Annotated in this window: 17 protein-coding genes; 8 read left to right on the forward strand and 9 right to left on the reverse strand. The window is 64.5% G+C overall.

Translation table 11 applies throughout. The features are described from left to right. Positions 1 to 127: 127 nt before the first annotated feature. The 4 genes from U5A89_RS05725 to U5A89_RS05740 all read left to right on the forward strand — a co-directional run bounded on the left by U5A89_RS05725 (position 128) and on the right by U5A89_RS05740 (position 3,832). Positions 128 to 1,330, forward strand: coding sequence for a pyridoxal phosphate-dependent aminotransferase (locus U5A89_RS05725; RefSeq protein ID WP_338160244.1), 1,203 nt, complete (start codon positions 128 to 130; stop codon positions 1,328 to 1,330). Positions 1,331 to 1,666: 336 nt separating this feature from the next. Further along, on the forward strand, positions 1,667 to 1,819 hold the full coding sequence (locus U5A89_RS05730) for a hypothetical protein (RefSeq protein ID WP_338160245.1): 153 nt from the start codon (positions 1,667 to 1,669) through the stop codon (positions 1,817 to 1,819). After that, on the forward strand, positions 1,803 to 2,477 hold the full coding sequence (msrA, locus tag U5A89_RS05735; RefSeq protein WP_338160246.1) for a peptide-methionine (S)-S-oxide reductase MsrA: 675 nt from the start codon (positions 1,803 to 1,805) through the stop codon (positions 2,475 to 2,477). Before U5A89_RS05730 ends, msrA begins: the two co-directional genes overlap by 17 nt. 149 nt (positions 2,478 to 2,626) lie before the next feature. Next, complete coding sequence (locus tag U5A89_RS05740; RefSeq protein WP_338160247.1) at positions 2,627 to 3,832, forward strand: hypothetical protein; 1,206 nt, start codon at positions 2,627 to 2,629, stop codon at positions 3,830 to 3,832. 66 nt (positions 3,833 to 3,898) lie between these two features. Here U5A89_RS05740 and infC read toward each other — a convergent pair whose 3' ends face one another. From infC to U5A89_RS05785, 9 genes are all read right to left on the reverse strand, one after another. Then, positions 3,899 to 4,432, reverse strand: a complete 534-nt coding sequence (gene infC, locus U5A89_RS05745; RefSeq protein WP_066600201.1) for a translation initiation factor IF-3 — start codon at positions 4,430 to 4,432, stop codon at positions 3,899 to 3,901. A gap of 130 nt (positions 4,433 to 4,562) precedes the next feature. After that, complete coding sequence (gene thrS / locus U5A89_RS05750; RefSeq protein WP_338160248.1) at positions 4,563 to 6,542, reverse strand: threonine--tRNA ligase; 1,980 nt, start codon at positions 6,540 to 6,542, stop codon at positions 4,563 to 4,565. 140 nt (positions 6,543 to 6,682) lie between these two features. Next, a complete protein-coding gene (locus U5A89_RS05755; RefSeq protein ID WP_338160249.1) occupies positions 6,683 to 7,048 on the reverse strand; it encodes a DsrE family protein in 366 nt (121 codons plus the stop codon). After that, complete coding sequence (locus U5A89_RS05760; RefSeq protein WP_338160250.1) at positions 7,036 to 7,803, reverse strand: HesA/MoeB/ThiF family protein; 768 nt, start codon at positions 7,801 to 7,803, stop codon at positions 7,036 to 7,038. The genes U5A89_RS05755 and U5A89_RS05760 overlap by 13 nt, the downstream gene beginning before the upstream one ends. After that, the gene (gene dut / locus U5A89_RS05765; protein ID WP_338160251.1) at positions 7,800 to 8,261 is read right to left on the reverse strand and encodes a dUTP diphosphatase; all 462 of its coding nucleotides are present in this window, start codon (positions 8,259 to 8,261) and stop codon (positions 7,800 to 7,802) included. Before dut ends, U5A89_RS05760 begins: the two co-directional genes overlap by 4 nt. Then, positions 8,236 to 9,492 carry a bifunctional phosphopantothenoylcysteine decarboxylase/phosphopantothenate--cysteine ligase CoaBC gene (gene coaBC, locus U5A89_RS05770; RefSeq protein WP_338160252.1) on the reverse strand — a complete coding sequence of 419 codons (1,257 nt, stop codon included), beginning with the start codon at positions 9,490 to 9,492 and terminating at the stop codon, positions 8,236 to 8,238. Before coaBC ends, dut begins: the two co-directional genes overlap by 26 nt. A 133-nt stretch (positions 9,493 to 9,625) precedes the next feature. Continuing rightward, complete coding sequence (locus U5A89_RS05775) at positions 9,626 to 9,922, reverse strand: nucleotidyltransferase family protein (protein ID WP_338160253.1); 297 nt, start codon at positions 9,920 to 9,922, stop codon at positions 9,626 to 9,628. 4 nt (positions 9,923 to 9,926) lie between these two features. Next, positions 9,927 to 11,465 (reverse strand): 2-polyprenylphenol 6-hydroxylase, encoded by a 1,539-nt coding sequence (gene ubiB, locus U5A89_RS05780; protein WP_338160254.1) that lies wholly within the window; start codon positions 11,463 to 11,465, stop codon positions 9,927 to 9,929. 138 nt (positions 11,466 to 11,603) lie between these two features. Next, positions 11,604 to 12,335, reverse strand: a complete 732-nt coding sequence (locus U5A89_RS05785; RefSeq protein ID WP_338160255.1) for a class I SAM-dependent methyltransferase — start codon at positions 12,333 to 12,335, stop codon at positions 11,604 to 11,606. A 114-nt stretch (positions 12,336 to 12,449) separates the two neighbouring features. Here U5A89_RS05785 and treA point away from each other — a divergent pair, with 114 nt between their 5' ends. From treA to dnaA, 4 genes are all read left to right on the forward strand, one after another. Further along, positions 12,450 to 14,015 carry an alpha,alpha-trehalase TreA gene (gene treA / locus U5A89_RS05790; RefSeq protein WP_445190628.1) on the forward strand — a complete coding sequence of 522 codons (1,566 nt, stop codon included), beginning with the start codon at positions 12,450 to 12,452 and terminating at the stop codon, positions 14,013 to 14,015. 93 nt (positions 14,016 to 14,108) lie between these two features. Further along, positions 14,109 to 14,921 (forward strand): bifunctional DNA-formamidopyrimidine glycosylase/DNA-(apurinic or apyrimidinic site) lyase, encoded by an 813-nt coding sequence (mutM, locus tag U5A89_RS05795; RefSeq protein WP_338160257.1) that lies wholly within the window; start codon positions 14,109 to 14,111, stop codon positions 14,919 to 14,921. A gap of 118 nt (positions 14,922 to 15,039) precedes the next feature. Next, positions 15,040 to 15,303: a 30S ribosomal protein S20 gene (gene rpsT / locus U5A89_RS05800; protein ID WP_338160258.1), complete on the forward strand. Its 264-nt coding sequence runs from the start codon at positions 15,040 to 15,042 to the stop codon at positions 15,301 to 15,303. Positions 15,304 to 15,739: 436 nt separating this feature from the next. Beyond that, a complete protein-coding gene (gene dnaA, locus U5A89_RS05805; protein ID WP_338160259.1) occupies positions 15,740 to 17,149 on the forward strand; it encodes a chromosomal replication initiator protein DnaA in 1,410 nt (469 codons plus the stop codon). Positions 17,150 to 17,161: the final 12 nt, after the last annotated feature.

Here is a 17,161-nt window from a genome sequence, read left to right on the forward strand (position 1 = left end):
GCGCACTAAGGGACGCCGCGTCCGCTTTTATTGCGGGCCTTGGGGATTCTATATTTTTTTGATGCGATTTCCGATCTGGCAGGCGGTTTTGCCTGTTTTGAAATCGCTCTGAGGAAAGATTGTTGTCATGAGCCAGACTTCCGCCGCCTTGGGTCGTATCCAGCCGTCCGCTACGCTCGCCATGAGCGCCCGCGTGAACGCGCTTAAAGCGCAAGGCGTGGACGTGATTGGCCTGTCGGCCGGCGAGCCGGATTTCGACACGCCCGATTTCGTCAAGGAAGCCGGCATCGCCGCGATCCGCAACAACCTGACCCGCTATACCGACGTGGACGGCACCGCCGACGTCAAGGAAGCGGTGATGTTCAAGTTCAAGCGCGACAACGGGCTGGATTACAAGCGCAGCCAGATCAGCGTCAATTCGGGCGGCAAGCACACGCTGTTCAACGCGCTGCTGGCGACGGTGGATGCGGGTGACGAGGTGATCATCCCCGCGCCTTACTGGGTCAGCTATCCCGACATCGTCAATTTCGCAGGCGGCACCCCGGTGTTCATCGAAGGCCCGGCGAGCCAGGGCTACAAGATCACCGCCGACCAGCTGGACGCCGCAATCACGCCGCGCACCAAATGGGTAATGCTCAATTCGCCGTCCAACCCGTCGGGCGCCGCCTATTCAGCCGATGAGTTGAAGGCACTGGCGGATGTGCTGCTGCGCCACCCGCATGTGCTGGTGATGACCGACGATATGTATGAGCATGTCTGGTACGCATCGACCCCCTTCGCCACGATCGCGCAGGTCTGCCCGGACCTGTACGACCGCACGCTGACGGTCAATGGCTGCTCCAAGGCCTTCTCCATGACCGGCTGGCGCATCGGCTTTGCCGGTGGTCCCGAATGGATCATCAAGGCGATGGGCAAGCTGCAATCGCAGTCGACCAGCAATCCCTGCTCGATCAGCCAGGCCGCCGCCGTCGCGGCGCTGACCGGCCCGCAGGATTTTCTGGAGGAGCGCAACGGCGTGTTCCGCAAGCGCCGCGACATGGTCGTCGCGATGCTGAACGACGCGCCGGGGCTGGATTGCCCGACGCCCGAAGGCGCCTTCTACGTCTATCCTGACGCCAGCGGCGTGATCGGCAAGGTGACGCCCAAGGGCGTGACGATCGACAGTGACGAAAAGCTGATTGCCTATTTCCTGGACGAAGCCAAGGTGGCGGCGGTCCATGGCGCGGCCTTCGGCCTCTCGCCCGCCTTCCGCATCAGCTATGCGACGTCGGACGAGGTGCTCAAAAAGGCGTGCACGCGGATTCAGGAAGCCTGCGCTGCGCTGAAGTGACAAGAGGCGTGTTCCCGCGCAGGCGGGAACCCAGCCCCGCCGTCTGAACTGGGTTCCCGCCTGCGCGGGAACACGGAGCGTTAGGCTGTTACATCACTATGCGTCACAAAATGGAAACGGTCCTTTTCGCCCCGCGCCGTCTTGTGATTGGCGGGCGATGGCCTATATGTCCGTTGCATAGAGAAACTGATTAAACACTGCTCACTTTCGTCGCTCTGATCGTGACATTGGTCGAAACCCGGTCCTCCCGGAGCGGCCGTTCAGACAGGGCTAATATGGATGGCGGTAGTGCACAGGTCGAAACGGCCTGAATCCTATTTTAGAAAGGCGTTTGCCATGTTGGCGTTCATGAAGTCCGATCTGTTCCTCCGCTTCCTGGGCGGTTTTGCCATTGGTGCGGTTGGCATGGTCATGCTCCAGCCCAAGGAAGCGCCCATGTTTGGATCGACCGCGATCGCGGCGACATCGACCAATGACGCGGCGCTATAACCGCCTGCTTCTGACGCTGGCGGCGGCGTTTGCCGTCGCTGCGCCCCTGCACGCCGAGCGCGCGGTCCTTGCCCCCGTGCCAGCGATCGATGCCGCGCCCACGCGCAAGCTGGAAACCGCGGTGTTCGCGGGCGGCTGCTATTGGGGTGTCGAGGGCGTCTTCTCGCACATCAAAGGTGTCCATCTCGTCGTCTCCGGCTTTGCCGGTGGGCCGAAGGATCGCCGCGTCGATTATGAGACGGTGAGCGGTGGCGACACCGGCTACGCCGAATCGGTGCGCGTCACCTATGATCCGGCGCAGGTCAGCTACGGCACCTTGCTGCGCGTTTTCTTTTCGGTGATCGCCGATCCCACGACGCTTAATTACCAGACGCCCGATACCGGCACCCAATATCGCAGCGCGCTGTTCCCGCTGAACCCGGAACAGGCCAAGGCAGCGAGCGCCTATTTGGCCCAGATGGGCAAGTCCGGGCTTTGGCGCGATCCGATCGTGACGAAGGTGGAGCGCTTTACCGGCTTCCAGAACGCGGCGGCCGATCACCAGAATTTCATGCGCGACAATCCGCGCCATCCCTACATCCTGCGCTGGGACGTGCCGAAGCTGGCCGCGTTCAAGGCGATGTTCCCGACGCTGTACCGGGCGACGCCGTCGGCTTAAAGGGCGGGGCGACAAGGAAATATCAAGACTGTTCTGCAATGGTCCGGGTGCAGTAGTGGATTGCCCGACCAATGACGACGCAGACGATAGCCCAGTCTTCTCCGAAGATATCTTCCGCCGCTCCGTATCCTGCCGCACCGTCGCGTCCGATGGCGGCGCGGTCCGTATGGCTGGGCCTGCCGTCGGTGATGCTGTTCGTCCTGGGCATCCATATGGCGCTGGCGCTGTTCGTCGTGTTCGTCGTGCCCTTTCCCACGCAGATCGATGAGATCCAGCATCTGTCGGTCATCCGTGCGCAATATGAGCATCCCACGATATTTCCCGACTGGAGCCAGTATAAGATGCTGCGCCTGGATGACCTGACGCAATGGTCGGGTTTTTCCAATTATATCAATCATCCCTCGCTCTATTACCTGATGCTGTCGCCGTTGATGCTGCTGACCAGCGAGCCGTTGCTGTTCCGCCTGACCAGCGTGTTGCTGTCCACCGCGGCGCTGGCGATCGGCATGGTGGCAGTGCACCGGCGCTTCGCGGCGGACGTGGTGCCGCCGGGCCTTTATGCAGTGATGGCGGCCAGTTTTCCCAAGGCGGCGGTCGTCGGCGGGATGGTGAACAACGACAATCTCGCCGCTTTGGCCGCGGCGATGGTCTTTGGCGGCATGTTAGGCTTGCCGGGCGCTTCATGGTGGCTTGCGGTCGGCCTGGCGGTGGCGGGCTGGACGAAGCTGACCGCGTTCATCGGCGTGGCGGCGGTGGCGGGCGCGTGGCTGGGCATGGGTTTGCTGACGGGGCGGGTGAAATGGTCGGACCGGATGCTCTGGTATGCCTGTGTCGGCGTGATGCTGGGGGCGGTCCCCTATCTCGTCACCTTCATGCGCATCGGCCAATTCGTCTGGGTTAATGAAGCCTTTTGGCGGGTGCCGGTGGCCCAGCGCCTGCCGCTCGACCTGATGGGCTTTGCGGGCTGGTTCTTCAAATGGCTGGTGATGAAATGGCCCGCCTGGGAGCAATCCTACTCGCTGCCGGTCGCGCTCATCCTGATCCTGACGCCTTTGGCGTTGGCCGCGGCGGGGCTGCGCCATCGGGTGATCCGGCCTTGGGGCCAGGCCTATGCGATCGGGCTGGTCGTGCTGCTGACGATCCATTTTTGCTTTGGCTGGCGCAGCTATGTGACGCTGGGCGACCTGACGATCATGCAGCCGCGCTATTATAATATCCTGTGGCCCGGCATCGCACTGGCCGCGACGATGGGGATCGCCGACCTGGCGCGGCGCTGGCGGCCTGCCGCCACATTGGCGGTGGCCATCTGCCTGATGCCCACGATGCTGGGCACGCTGGTGAACCTCAACTTCTAAAACGAAAGAGGCGCCCCGTTGCCGGAGCGCCTCTTTCCTATATTCGAAAGGCTGGTGTCGTCGCGCTTATTTGGGCGAGAGCACCATCAGCATCTGGCGGCCTTCCATACGCGGATAGGCTTCGACCTTCGCGACTTCCTGGACATTTTCGGCCACGCGTTGCAGCAGGGCCATGCCGAGCTGCTGGTGGCTGAGTTCGCGGCCGCGGAAGCGCAGGGTGATCTTCACCTTGTCGCCGTCGCCGATGAAATCATGGACCTTCTTCATCTTCGTATCATAGTCATGATCGTCGATGTTCGGACGCATCTTGATCTCTTTGAGTTCCTGCGTCTTCTGGGTCTTGCGGGCGATATTCGCCTTTTTCTGGGCTTCGTACTTGAACTTGCCGATGTCCAGAAACTTGCAGACCGGCGGATCGGCGTTCGGGGAGACTTCGACCAGGTCGAGGCCCACATCGGCCGCCTGTTCGATCGCTTCCTGCGTAAACATCACGCCCAGATTTTCGCCTTCGTCGTCGATCACGCGCACCTTGGGCACGGTGATGAACTCGTTATACCGGGGGCCGGACTTCGGCGGCGGCGCCAGCGGGCGGCGCATCATCGGGGGACGTATAGCAGTATCTCCTCTGGTCGTTTCAAAAACGAATGGCTCTTAGCGGCTTTTTGGCAAAGCCGAAAGGGGTCCGTGCCTTCGCGTCGGCGAAATCACGAACCCTTGTGGCATTGCTGCCTCACCGCATATCGGGTGCGCGGCTCTCATTTGCAAGACGCGAAATGACCTCGTCCACCGAAAGGACGCTCTGCCCCTCGCTGCCCAGCACGCGCAGGGCGACCTTGCCCTCTTCAGCTTCGCGACGGCCCACGACCAGCAGGTTGGGCACCTTGGCGAGCGAATGTTCGCGCACTTTATAGTTGATCTTCTCGTTCCGCACGTCGATTTCCGCGCGGATACCCGCTGCGCGCAGGCGCTCCACGACGTTCTGCGCATAGTCGTCGGCATCCGACACGATGGTTGCGACCACCGCCTGCACCGGGGCCAGCCAGAGCGGGAATTTGCCCGCATAATGTTCGATCAGGATGCCGATGAACCGTTCATAGCTGCCGAAGATCGCGCGGTGGAGCATGACCGGGCGATGGCGTTCGCCATCTTCGCCGACATAGCTGGCGTCGAGTCGGTCGGGCAGCACGCGGTCCGACTGGATCGTGCCGACCTGCCAGGTGCGGCCGATCGCGTCGGTCAGATGCCATTCCAGCTTGGGCGCGTAGAAGGCGCCTTCGCCCGGCAATTCTTCCCAGCCGAACTCCGGCGTGTTGAGGCCGGCAGCGGCGACGGCGGCGCGCAGTTCATTCTCCGCCTTGTCCCACATCTCTTCGCTGCCGAAGCGCTTGTCCGGGCGCAGCGCCAGCTTGATCGAATAGGTGAAGCCGAAATCCTTGTAGATGCGGTCGGCTAGCGCGCAGAAGGCGCGGACTTCCTCCACGATCTGGTCCTCGCGGCAAAAGATATGCGCGTCGTCCTGCGTGAACTGGCGCACGCGCATCAGGCCGTGCAGCGCGCCATGCGGCTCGTTGCGGTGGCAGCAGCCATTTTCGTAGAAGCGCAACGGCAGGTCGCGATAGCTTTTGATTCCCTGGCGGAAGATCAGGACGTGCGCCGGGCAGTTCATGGGTTTCAAGGCCATCCACTGCGCATCGTCCGACACCAGCGGGCCTTCATCGTCCACATTGGGCACTTCGTCGGGGATGACGAACATATTTTCGCGATATTTGCCCCAATGGCCGGACTGTTCCCACTGGCGCGCGTCCATGACCTGCGGGGTCTTCACCTCGCGATAGCCCGCCGCGTCGATCGCGCGGCGCATATAGGCTTCCAGCTCGCGCCAGATCAGATAGCCCTTGGGATGCCAGAAGACGCTGCCATGCGCTTCGGCTTGCAGGTGGAACAGGTCCATCTCCGCGCCCAGCTTGCGATGGTCGCGCTTGCCCGCTTCCTCCAGCCGGGTCAGATGCTCGGCCAGCTGCTTCTTGTTGAGCCAGCCGGTGCCGTAGATGCGGGACAGCATCGCATTCTTCTGGTCGCCGCGCCAGTAGGCGCCGGAAACGCGCGTCAGCTTGAACGCGGCGGGATCCACCTTGCCGGTGGAGGCCAGATGCGGACCACGGCACATATCGTACCAGTCGCCCGATCGATACACGGTCAGTTCTTCGCCTGCGGGCAATTCGGCGGCCCATTCGGCCTTGAAGCTCTCACCCGCCGCGCGCCAGGCGGCGATCAGCGTGTCGCGATCCATGACTTCGCGCACCAGCGGTTTGTTGGCGGCGATGATCCTGCGCATTTCCGCTTCGATTCCCGGCAGGTCTTCCTCCGTGAAAGGACGATCCTTGGGCGCGAAGTCGTAATAGAAGCCATCGTCGGTCGACGGGCCGAAGGTGATCTGCGTCCCGGGGAACAGCGCCTGCACCGCTTCGGCCAGGATATGCGCAAAGTCGTGCCGCGCCAGTTCCAGCGCGTCGGCCTCATCCTTCGCCGTCACCAGAGCGAGGTGCGAATCCTGTTCCAGCGGGCGCGTGATGTCGCGCAGTTCGCCGTCGACGCGCGCGGCGATCGCCGCCTTTGCCAAGCCCGGCCCGATCGCCGCTGCAATATCCGCCGGGGTAGTACCGGGCGCGACATCACGCACGGAACCATCGGGCAGGGTAATCTTGAGCATGGCGGACAAGGGACGGGTCTTTCTGCAAATGAACTAAGGATCGCGGCCACGCAAAGCCGCGCCTTCCCCTTAAATGGGCGGTCCGGCCTGTCAATAGAAGGCCTGTTCGTGCGGCGGGCCAATCCGCCGGTCCCGACGGATCAGGCGATCAGCAGGCGCGCGTCGTCGCTTGTGCGTTGGAGGACGCCGACCGGCCCGCCGACCTCCACATCGCCGGGCAGGTCGTTCGCGGTCATGCCGGACAAGGCCAGCCCGCTCTGGCAGGCGATCAGCGTGACGCCCAGCGCCTGCGCCTCGATCAAAAGCGCCGAGAGATGGGGCAGCCCGGCGGTCCGATGGGCCGCATCGCGCGGTGCGGCGATCGGCGCGCGCAGCAGCGCGACGGCGTCCAGTTGCAGGAAGATGGTCGCGTCGCCACCCAACGCGGCCTGCGCCGCCGCCAGTATCAGCGCCGCGCGCAGCCGCTCCGCATCGGGCGTTGCGACGATGATGGTCAGGGCGCGCATAGTTCCACGGCGCATCCGGGGCAGGCGGGGTCTTTGGGCACATCCAGCGTGCGGAAGCGCATGGACAGCAGGTCGGCGATCAGCAATCGCCCCGCCATATCCGCGCCGAACGGGACCAGCGCGCGGATGACGTCCAGCGCGGCCAGGCTGCCCATCGCGCCGGTCAGCGCGCCGATGACGCCGGTTTCCGCGCAATTGCGTTCCGGTGCGTCCTGCGGCGCGCCGACCAGGCAGCGATAGCAGGGCTTGTCCGCTTCCCAGCCGCGATAGGTGGCGATCTGCCCTTCGAACGGGCCGACCGCCGCCGATACCAGCGGGATGCGCAGGCGTTGCGCACAGTCCGCCACCGCCAGGCGGGTGGCGAAATTGTCGCAGCCGTCGAGTATGGCATCGGCGTCGCGCAGCATGATCGCGGCATTGTCCGCATCGATCCGGGCGTTGATCGGGATCAGCTTCACGTCCGGGTTGATCCGCGCCACCGCCGCCATCGCCGCTTCCGCCTTGGGCGCGCCGACATCGGCGGTGCTAAACAGGATCTGGCGCTGGAGATTGGACAGCGCGACATCGTCATCGTCGATTACGCGAATCGTGCCGACGCCCGCTGCGGCGAGGTAGAGGATCGCCGGGCTGCCGATGCCGCCCGCGCCGATCAACGCCACGTCCGCCGACAACAGTCGCGCCTGTCCCGCGCCGCCGATTTCTTTGAGGACGATGTGCCGGGCATAGCGCTCCAGCTGCTCGTCGCTCAGCGTCATGACGCGACGCCCGTCGATCCGAAACCGCCTGCGCCGCGTGCCGTATCGTCCAGTTCGGCGACTTCGGTGAAGCTGGCAAGCTGGACCGGGGCGGCCACCAGTTGCGCAATTCGGTCGCCGCGCGCGATCGGGAAAGGGACGTCGCCCAGGTTGATGAGGATGATCTTCAATTCGCCGCGATAGTCCGCATCGATCGTGCCGGGCGTGTTGGGCAGGCTGATGCCGTGTTTCAGCGCCAGTCCCGAGCGGGGGCGCACCTGCACTTCATAGCCCTCCGGGATCGCCATCGCGAAACCGGTCGCCACGGCGTGACGGCCGCCCGGTTGCAGGGTCAATGCTTCGGCCGACACCACGTCCATGCCCGCTGCATGGGCGGTGGCATAGGCGGGCACTGGCAGCCCTTCCCCATGGGGGAGGCGCTTGAGCTGGATGTCAATCGGCGGAAGGGGCGAGGGCATGGGCGACCTTTTCGATAAGGGTGTCGGCGACCTGCGCCTTGGGCATGGTCGGCCAGGATTCGATGCCGGTGGCGGTGACGATCTGTACGGTGTTGGCGTCGCCGCCCATCACGTCGCCCGATACGTCGTTGGCGACGATCCAGTCCGCGCCTTTCTTCGCCAGCTTCGCTTCCGCATGGGTTGCGATCTGCTGGGTTTCGGCGGCGAAACCGATCAGGAGAGCGGGGCGTTGCGAGTGATGGCCCAGCGTTGCGAGGATGTCCGGGTTTTCGACCAGGGCGAGAGGGGCTGGCTGGCCGGAGCCGTCCTTCTTGATCTTCTGGTCGGCGGCATCGGCGGCGCGCCAGTCGGCGACGGCGGCGACCATGATCGCGACGTCGGCGGGCAACGCGGCCTCGACCGCGGCCATCATCTGTCGCGCGGTTTCGACATCGACCCGATCGACGCCGGGCGGGGTGGGGAGATGGACCGGCCCGGCGACCAGCGTCACGCGCGCCCCGGCGCGCGCGGCGGCGGCGGCGATGGCGAAGCCTTGCTTGCCCGACGATCGATTGGCGATGTAGCGCACCGGATCGATCGGCTCATGCGTGGGGCCGGCGGTGATGAGGATATGCTTGCCCGCCAAAGCGCCGTCCTTATCTCGCACTTCGCCCTTGTCAAAAAGGCGAAGCCCTTCGACAGGCTCAGGGCGAACGGCGGATAGAAGGCGTTCGATCTCTGCGGCGATCGCCTCCGGTTCGGGCAGGCGCCCCTTGCCATATTCGCCGCACGCCATCTCGCCCGCGTCCGGTTCCATGATGTGGACGCCGTCGGCGCGCAGTTGCGCCAGATTGCGCTGCGTCGCGCGATGATGCCACATCCGCACGTTCATCGCCGGGACCGCCAGCACCGGCTTGTCAGTCGCGAGCAGCAGCGTGGTGGCGAGGTCGTCGGCGATGCCGTTCGCCATCTTCGCCAGGATATTGGCGGTGGCGGGCGCGACGACGACCAAGTCGGCCTGGCGCGACAGCTGGATATGGCCGATTTCCTGCTCGTCCTTCAGGTCGAACAATTGGGTGAAGACATGATCCTCGGTCAGCACGCCCAGCGACAGCGGCGTCACGAACTGCTGCGCCGATGCCGTCAGTACCGCGCGCACTGCGATGCCCCGCTTGCGTAGCGCGCGGACGAGTTCGAGCGATTTATACGCCGCGATCCCGCCGGAGATGATGAGGAGGACACGCTGGGTCATTCGCCGATTCGGGCCAGTTCCGCGCAACATAGTGCAGCCAGATCGGCCAAGCCGGATGTGGCGGTCATCCATATCCGATCGATCAAAACAACGATGACCTCCAGTCTCGTCGCATCCCTTTGATCGTCATCCATCAAAAAACGCGCACCATGTCAGCAGCCGCATGATGGGCGACGCGCGGATATAGCGCCTGTCGTTCGACCAGATCCACTTCTGCGCGCAGGATGCGGGATAGGCGCTCCTGTAGATTTATGAACTCCAAAAACCCTACTGGCGCCGTTGCTGCTATATCGCAGGATAGATCGACATCGGAATCAGATCGTGCGTCATTGCGCGCGGTCGAACCGAACAGATAAAGCGCATCCATCCCCGCCGCGCGCAGTTCGGCCTCATGCGGCTTGATCCGGGCAATGGCTTCGTCGCGGGTCATGGCCTCAAGATAGGATAAGCAACGCCGTCGCGCCAGCCCCGGCCGCCGCCGCCAGCATCGCCACCAATATGTAGCGCCAGCCGCCGCCCATGCGGATCAGCTTGACCTCGCTCAAGGGGGGCGGGGGCGGGGCGCCGCCCTTTTCGGGGAAGGCGTCCTCGATCCGCTTGACCAAGCCCGGCAGCCGCTGGAGCGTGCGCCAATTTTCGATCAGCGTGTCGGCGGCCTTGGCCTCCGGTCCCAGCTCGTCGCGCAGCCAGTTCTTCACATAAGGGCCGCTGGTTTCCCACAGGTTGATGTCGGGGTCGAGCGCGGTCGCCACGCCCTCCACCATCACCATCGTCTTTTGCAGCAGCAGCAGGTGCGGCTGGGTCTGCATGTCGAAATCGCGGGTGATGGCGAACAGGCCGTCCAACATCCCGCCGACCGACAATTCGCGCACCGGCTTGCCGCGCATCGGTTCGCCCACGGCGCGGAGCGCCGTCGCAAATTCATCGACATTATGATGGCCGGGCACATATTGCGCCTCGAAGTGGATTTCGGCCACGCGCTTATAGTTGCCGGTGATCAGGCCGTAGAGAATTTCCGCCAGCCACATGCGCGCGCGCCGGTCGATCCGGCCCATGATGCCGAAATCGATCGCGACGATATCGCCATTGGCGGTCACGAACAGGTTGCCCTGATGCATGTCGGCGTGGAAGAAGCCTTCGGCGATCGCCTGCCGCAGGAAGGCGTTGACCAGCCGCGCGGCCAGATCCTTGACGTCATGGCCCGCCGCGATCAGCGCGGCGCGATCGGAAATCTTGATGCCGTCGATCCACTGCATCGTCATGACCTTGCCGGTCGTGCGATCCCAGTCGATGGCGGGGATGCGGTAGCCCGGCATCGCCTCCATCGCCTCGCTCAGTTCCGACGCCGACGCTGCCTCACGCCGCAAATCCAGTTCGCGCGCGGTCCACCGCTTCATGTTGGCGATCACCAGGCGGGGGCGCAGCCGGGCGAGTTCGCCGCCCAGCATTTCCACATGGGCCGCCGCCCATTCATAGGTCTGGATGTCGCGGTTGAACTTTTCGATCACGCCGGGGCGGATCACCTTGACCGCGACGTCGCGGCCGTCGGTGGTGAGCGCGCGATGCACCTGCGCGATCGATGCTGCGCCGACCGGCGCTTCGTCGAACCGGCTGTAGAGCGCTTCGAGCGGACGACCGAAGCTCTGCTCGATCTGCGCGCGGATCGTGTCGAAGGGCACGGGCGGCAGGGCGTCCTGCAAACGCAGCAGGTCATTCGCCGCATGATCGCCGACCAGGTCGGGCCGGGTTGCCAGCGTCTGGCCCAGCTTGATCGCGGCCGGGCCGATCGATTGGAAGGCATCGGCATAGCGTGGCTGCTTGGGCACGCGCGCGCCGAAACGGGCGATGCGCACCAGCCGCCGGACGGGCGCGGGGGTCAGCGGATCGCGCTCTATCCCCGTCAGCGCGCCATGCCGCGCCAGCGTGCGGCCCCATTTTACGAGGCGCCAGAGATGCGTGATGTGGGACGTCATCTTACTTAAGCCCCTCCCTTTTAAGGGAGGGGTTGGGGTGGGTGGCGAGCGCAGCGAGATTTCTGTCGTGGCGGAATGGCGCACAGCCCCCACCCCAACCCCTCCCCTGAAGGGGAGGGGCTTTTTTGGGAGCGCCCATCAAATCTTCCAGCCCGAATGGATCGCGACCAGCCCGCCCAAAATCGGCTCCACCTTCGTATTCACGAAACCGGCGTCGCGGATCATCGCTTCGAATTTGGGCATGGGCGGGAAGCGGCGGATCGATTCGATCAGATAACGATAGCTGTCGGCGTCATTGGCGAACAGCTTGCCCAGATGCGGCACCAGCTTGTGCGAATAGACGTCGTAAACGTCCGAAAAGCCCGGCCAGGTGGTGGTGGAAAATTCGAGGCAGAAGAAACGCCCGCCGAACTTGAGCACGCGATGGGCTTCGCTAAGCGCCTGGTCGATATGGGTGACGTTGCGGATGCCGAAGGCGATCGTATAGGCGTCGAACGCCCTGTCGTCGAAGGTCAGTTCTTCGGCATTTTGTTCGGACCAGATCAGGCCGTCATAGCCTTTCTTCTGCGCGCGCTCGACGCCCACGGCCAGCATTTCGGGATTGATGTCCGACACGGTGACCTGCGCGCCGTGCTTGTGCATCCGAAAGGCGATGTCGCCGGTGCCGCCCGCCATGTCGAGGATGTGTTCGTTCGCGCGGGGCTTCACCCGGCGCACGAACTGGTCCTTCCACAGGCGATGCGCGCCGCCGGACATGGCGTCGTTCATCAGGTCATATTTCGCCGCGACGTTGGAAAAGACTTCGCGGACCATGCCCTGCTTTTGCGCGGCATCGACGTCGCGATAGCCGAAGGATGCTGTGTCGTTCATGGGCATCGCTCTAGACAGTGTTGCGCCGCCATTCCAGCGCCAAGGCATGTCCTTTGGAACGTTTCGCGGCAATCGGCCATTTCTCTGCCTGATCGCCGGTTGATTGGGGGAGTGATGATATTGCGCCGTTCCATGCTTTGCGCGCTCGCTGCGCTGTTGTGCAGCGCCCAGTCGGTGGCGTCGCCGGTCGCTCCGCCCAGCCCGCAGCAAATTTATGGCCCCCTGTTCGAAGCGGTGCAGCGGGAAAAGCTGTTCCCCGACGGCAAGACATTCGTGGACGCGGTGCCCAGGGACGATCCCGCGACGATCCTGGCCGCCTATCGGCGCGAACAGCCCAAGGGCGCGGCGCTCCGCAACTTTGTCCTCCGGCATTTCGACGTACCGGGTGAACAGGCGGCACAGGCGCAGAGCCTGCGCGGGCATATCAAGGCGCTCTGGCCGCAACTGACGCGCCCGGCGCTCGATCCGCCGGCCGGATCGTCGGCGCTGGCCTTGCCCGCGCCCTATGTGGTGCCGGGCGGGCGGTTTCGCGAAATCTATTATTGGGACAGCTATTTCACGATGCTGGGCCTGAAGGTCGATGGGCAGCAGGCGCTGATCAATTCGATGCTGGTCGATTTCGAAAGCCTGATCGACCGCTACGGCTTCATCCCCAATGGCACGCGGACCTATTATCTGGGCCGGTCGCAGCCGCCCTTTCTGGCGCTGATGGCGGACCTGGCGCGCAACCCCGAAGATCGCCGGCACTTAAAAGCCCTGCGCGCCGAGCATGATTTCTGGATGCGCGGGGCGGATGGTCTGGCGGCGGGCAAGGCCGATCGCCGTGTGGTGCGGATGCCCGACGGAGCGATGCTCAACCGCTATTGGGACGACAAGCCGGGGCCGCGCGATGAAAGCTGGGCCGAGGATGTCGCGACGGCCGGGCAGAGCAATCGCCCGGCCGCCGACATCTATCGCCATCTGCGCGCGGGCGCGGAAAGCGGTTGGGACTTTTCCTCGCGCTGGCTGGACGATCCCAAGCGCCTGTCGACCATCCGCACGACCGATATCGTACCGGTGGACCTCAACAGCCTGCTCTGGTCGTTGGAACGGGGCATCGCCCGGCGTTGCGCCACGGTCAAGAACAGTGCGTGCGCCCGGCGATTCGATGCGCTGGCAACGGCGCGGGGCAAGGCGATCACCCGCTGGCTGTGGCAACCGGGCGAGGGGCGCTATGCCGATTGGGACATGCAGGGCCGCAAGCCGACGCCGGTCGTGTCCGCCGCGACGCTCTTCCCGCTGTTCGTTGGGCTGGCCGACCGCCGCCAGGCCGACGCCGTCGCCCGCCTCACGCGCGCGCAATTGCTGGGGGAGGGCGGGCTGCGCACCACGCGCATCGCCAGCGGCCAGCAATGGGACAGCCCCAATGGCTGGGCGCCGCTGCAATGGGTGGCGGTGGAGGGGCTGGCCCGCACCGGCCATGCGGCGCTGGCGAAGGCTATCGCGGCGCGCTGGATTGGCACGGTGGACGCGGCCTATCGCGAAACCGGCAAGATGCTGGAAAAATATGATGTCGAGGCGCGCAAGCCCGGCGGTGGCGGCGAGTATGAACTGCAGGACGGGTTCGGCTGGACCAATGGCGTCACCCGCGCGCTGATCGATCGCTGGCCCGACCTCGATCCCGACCGGCCCCACCCATAGCATCGCGCATACCGCTTCCCGGCACGTGCGAAGCGAACGGATGTTTTGGAAGACCTCTGTTGCCGCCGTCTCGTCAGCGCCTACATACAGGCCATGCCGGAACTTCCAGAAGTCGAAACCACCGTCGCGGGCCTGCGCGCCGTCCTTCAGGGCAGCATATTGACGCGGGTGGAGCCACGCCGTGCGGACCTGCGTTTTCCCATACCCGTCGACCTGCGCCAGCGGATGACAGGGGCGACGGTGACGGGGCTGTCGCGCCGGGCCAAATATGGCCTCATCGAAACCGATCGCGGCGACATGATGATCTTTCACCTGGGCATGTCGGGCCGCTGGCGGATCGACCCGGCGGAAATCGGCACGCACGACCATCTGTTGCTGGAAACCAGCCACGGCCATGTGCTGGCGCTCAACGATCCGCGCCGATTCGGGTCGCTCGACCTGGTGCGGTCGGACATATGGACCAGCTATGCCCCCTTCACCCGCATGGGACCGGAGCCGCTGGGGCCGGATTTCGACGTCCGCCGCCTCGCCGACGCGCTCAAGGGCAAGGGGACGTCGATCAAGGCGGCACTGCTGGACCAGCGGGTCGTGGCGGGGCTGGGCAATATCTATGTGTGCGAAGCGCTCAACATGGCGGGCATCGCGCCGACGCGGGCGGCGGGCAAGATCAGCGGCCCGCGCCTTACCGTGCTGGTCGATGCGATTCGCACGGTGCTGACGGCGGCGATCGTGGCGGGCGGCTCCACCCTGCGCGACTATGCGCGGCCCGATGGGGAGTTGGGCTATTTTTCCAAACAATGGCGGGTCTATGGCCGGGAAGGCGAAACTTGCCCGTGCGGCGGCACGGTGGAACGGCGAGTCGATGGCGGACGATCGACCTTTTACTGCCGCAAATGCCAGAAATAGCCGGGCGGCCACCGGTTGACGACCCCCGCGATCCCCTGTAAGGGGCGCTCCTTCATGAGGCGGGTCGGCGAGTCCCGGCAGGCCTCTTCCCGAGATTGACGAGAACCGAGGACTGTAAATGGCCAATACGCCGCAAGCCAAGAAGCGCATCCGCCGCAACGAACGTCGCGCCGCCATCAATGGCGCCCGCATCAGCCGGATTCGTACCCTGGTGAAGAAGGTGGAAACCGCCCTCGTCGCTGGTGACAAGGATGCCGCCGCTGCCGCGCTGCAGACCGTCCAGCCCGAGCTGGCTCGTGGCGTCGCCCGTGGCGTGATGCATAAGAACACCGCCGCGCGCAAGTTCGGCCGCCTGACCAAGGCTGTCAGCGCGCTCGCCTAAAACCTCTTTCAGGTTTTCAGAGATGATATGGCCCGCCCCATCACTGGGGCGGGCTTTTCGTCGTTCTGTCACAAATGGGTCATTTTTCATGATCGGCCGGTTTCTCGCGATTCGACGCACTGCGGCATAAATGAGTGCCAATAAAGCATTGAAAAAGCTGAATAAATTTAGTTATTAAAGAATCCGGCGGCTTTGCTGAGTCAACGGCTTTATTTCACTTTTTTGAACCATGCCGCCCTTGATCCGGCGTCGCACCCCTGTCTATTTTCGAAATCCGGCCGCCGTCGAATCGCTACGGTGACTCATCCATGGCGGCCGTCATGTGAGATCGATTATCGCGTAGGACTCGGAATCGCGGGGGCTTTTCCGATCGGGTAACTGCGCGCATTTTTTCCTGCCCGAACCAGGGGGCGAAGTTGGTAGGTCGTCGAAGCTTATGAAGGATGTTGTGCGCGTGGTGGGTTGGCAGGACGGAGAGATGCTTCAGGCCGATGCGGGCCTGGAATCCGCCTGGACCAGCATCCGCACCGGCCTGCGCCGCGATGTCGGCGCCCGCATGTTCGACCAATGGTTGAAGCCTGTGCGGCTGGGCGACTATTGCCCCGATTCGCAGACGCTGGACCTGCTGGTGGCCAGCGACTTCAGCGCCAATTTCGTGACCGGGCAATTTGGCGACCGCTTGCGCATGGCCTGGCGCAGCATCGGCGCTGGCGTCCGCGAAGTGCGGGTGTTGCGCGCGCCCGACGCATCGGGCCCGCGCCTGCTGGAAATGAAGGCTGTCGAGCCGGTCGTGACCGTGGCGGACGAAGCGCCCGTTACGATCGCCTCCAATTTTCTGCCGCGCCACGGCTTTGCCGATTTCATCGTCGGCGACACCAACCGGCTCGCCTGTTCCGCGGCGCAGGCGATGGCGGGCGAGGCCACGCCGCGCTTCAGCCCGCTGTTCGTCCATGGCGGCACCGGGCAGGGCAAGACCCATTTGCTCCACGCCATCGCGCGCGCATTTTCCACCCACTCTCCGTCGGCGCCGGTCCTCTATATGTCGGCCGAACGCTTCATGATGGAGTTTGTGAATGCGATGCGCGCCAACGACACGATGGCGTTCAAGGCGCGGCTGCGCGCGGCGCGGCTGCTGCTGATCGACGACATCCAGTTCATCGCGGGCAAGGGATCGACGCAGGAGGAGTTTCTCCACACGATCAACGACCTGATCGACAGCGGCGCGCGCATCGTCGTGACCGCGGACCGGGCGCCGCAGATGCTCGAATCGATCGACCCGCGCATCCTGTCGCGGCTGGCCGGTGGGCTGGTCGCGGACATCCAGCCCGCTGGCCTGGACCTGCGCCTCGCCATCCTCGAATCCAAGCGCGCGGTGGCGGGCGATCCGCCGGTACCTGACGCCGTGATCGATTTTCTGGCCCGCGCGATCCGCTCGAACGTGCGCGAACTGGAAGGGGCGTTCAACAAGCTGGTCGCTTATGGTCAGCTCACCGGTCGTTCGATCGACCTGGACTTTGCGCAGGGGATGCTGGCCGACGCGGTGCGCGCCAATGCCCGGCGCATCACCGTGGATGAAATCCAGAAGGCCTGCGCCGCGCATTTCAAGATCGACCCGTCGGAAATGCGCTCCAAGCGTCGCGCCCGCGCTGTCGCGCGCCCGCGTCAGGTCGCCATGTATCTCGCCAAGAAGATGACGCCGCGCTCGCTGCCCGAAATCGGCCGCATCTTCGGCGGTCGCGATCACAGCACGGTCATCCATGCCGTCCGCACGATCGAGCAACTGCGCGAAAGCAACCCGGATATCGACGCCGACGTGCGTGCCTTGCAGCGCCTGCTGGAGGGCTAAGGGCGTCAGGAG

It is taken from the genome of Sphingobium sp. HWE2-09, from assembly GCF_035989265.1.
Lineage (GTDB): Bacteria > Pseudomonadota > Alphaproteobacteria > Sphingomonadales > Sphingomonadaceae > Sphingobium.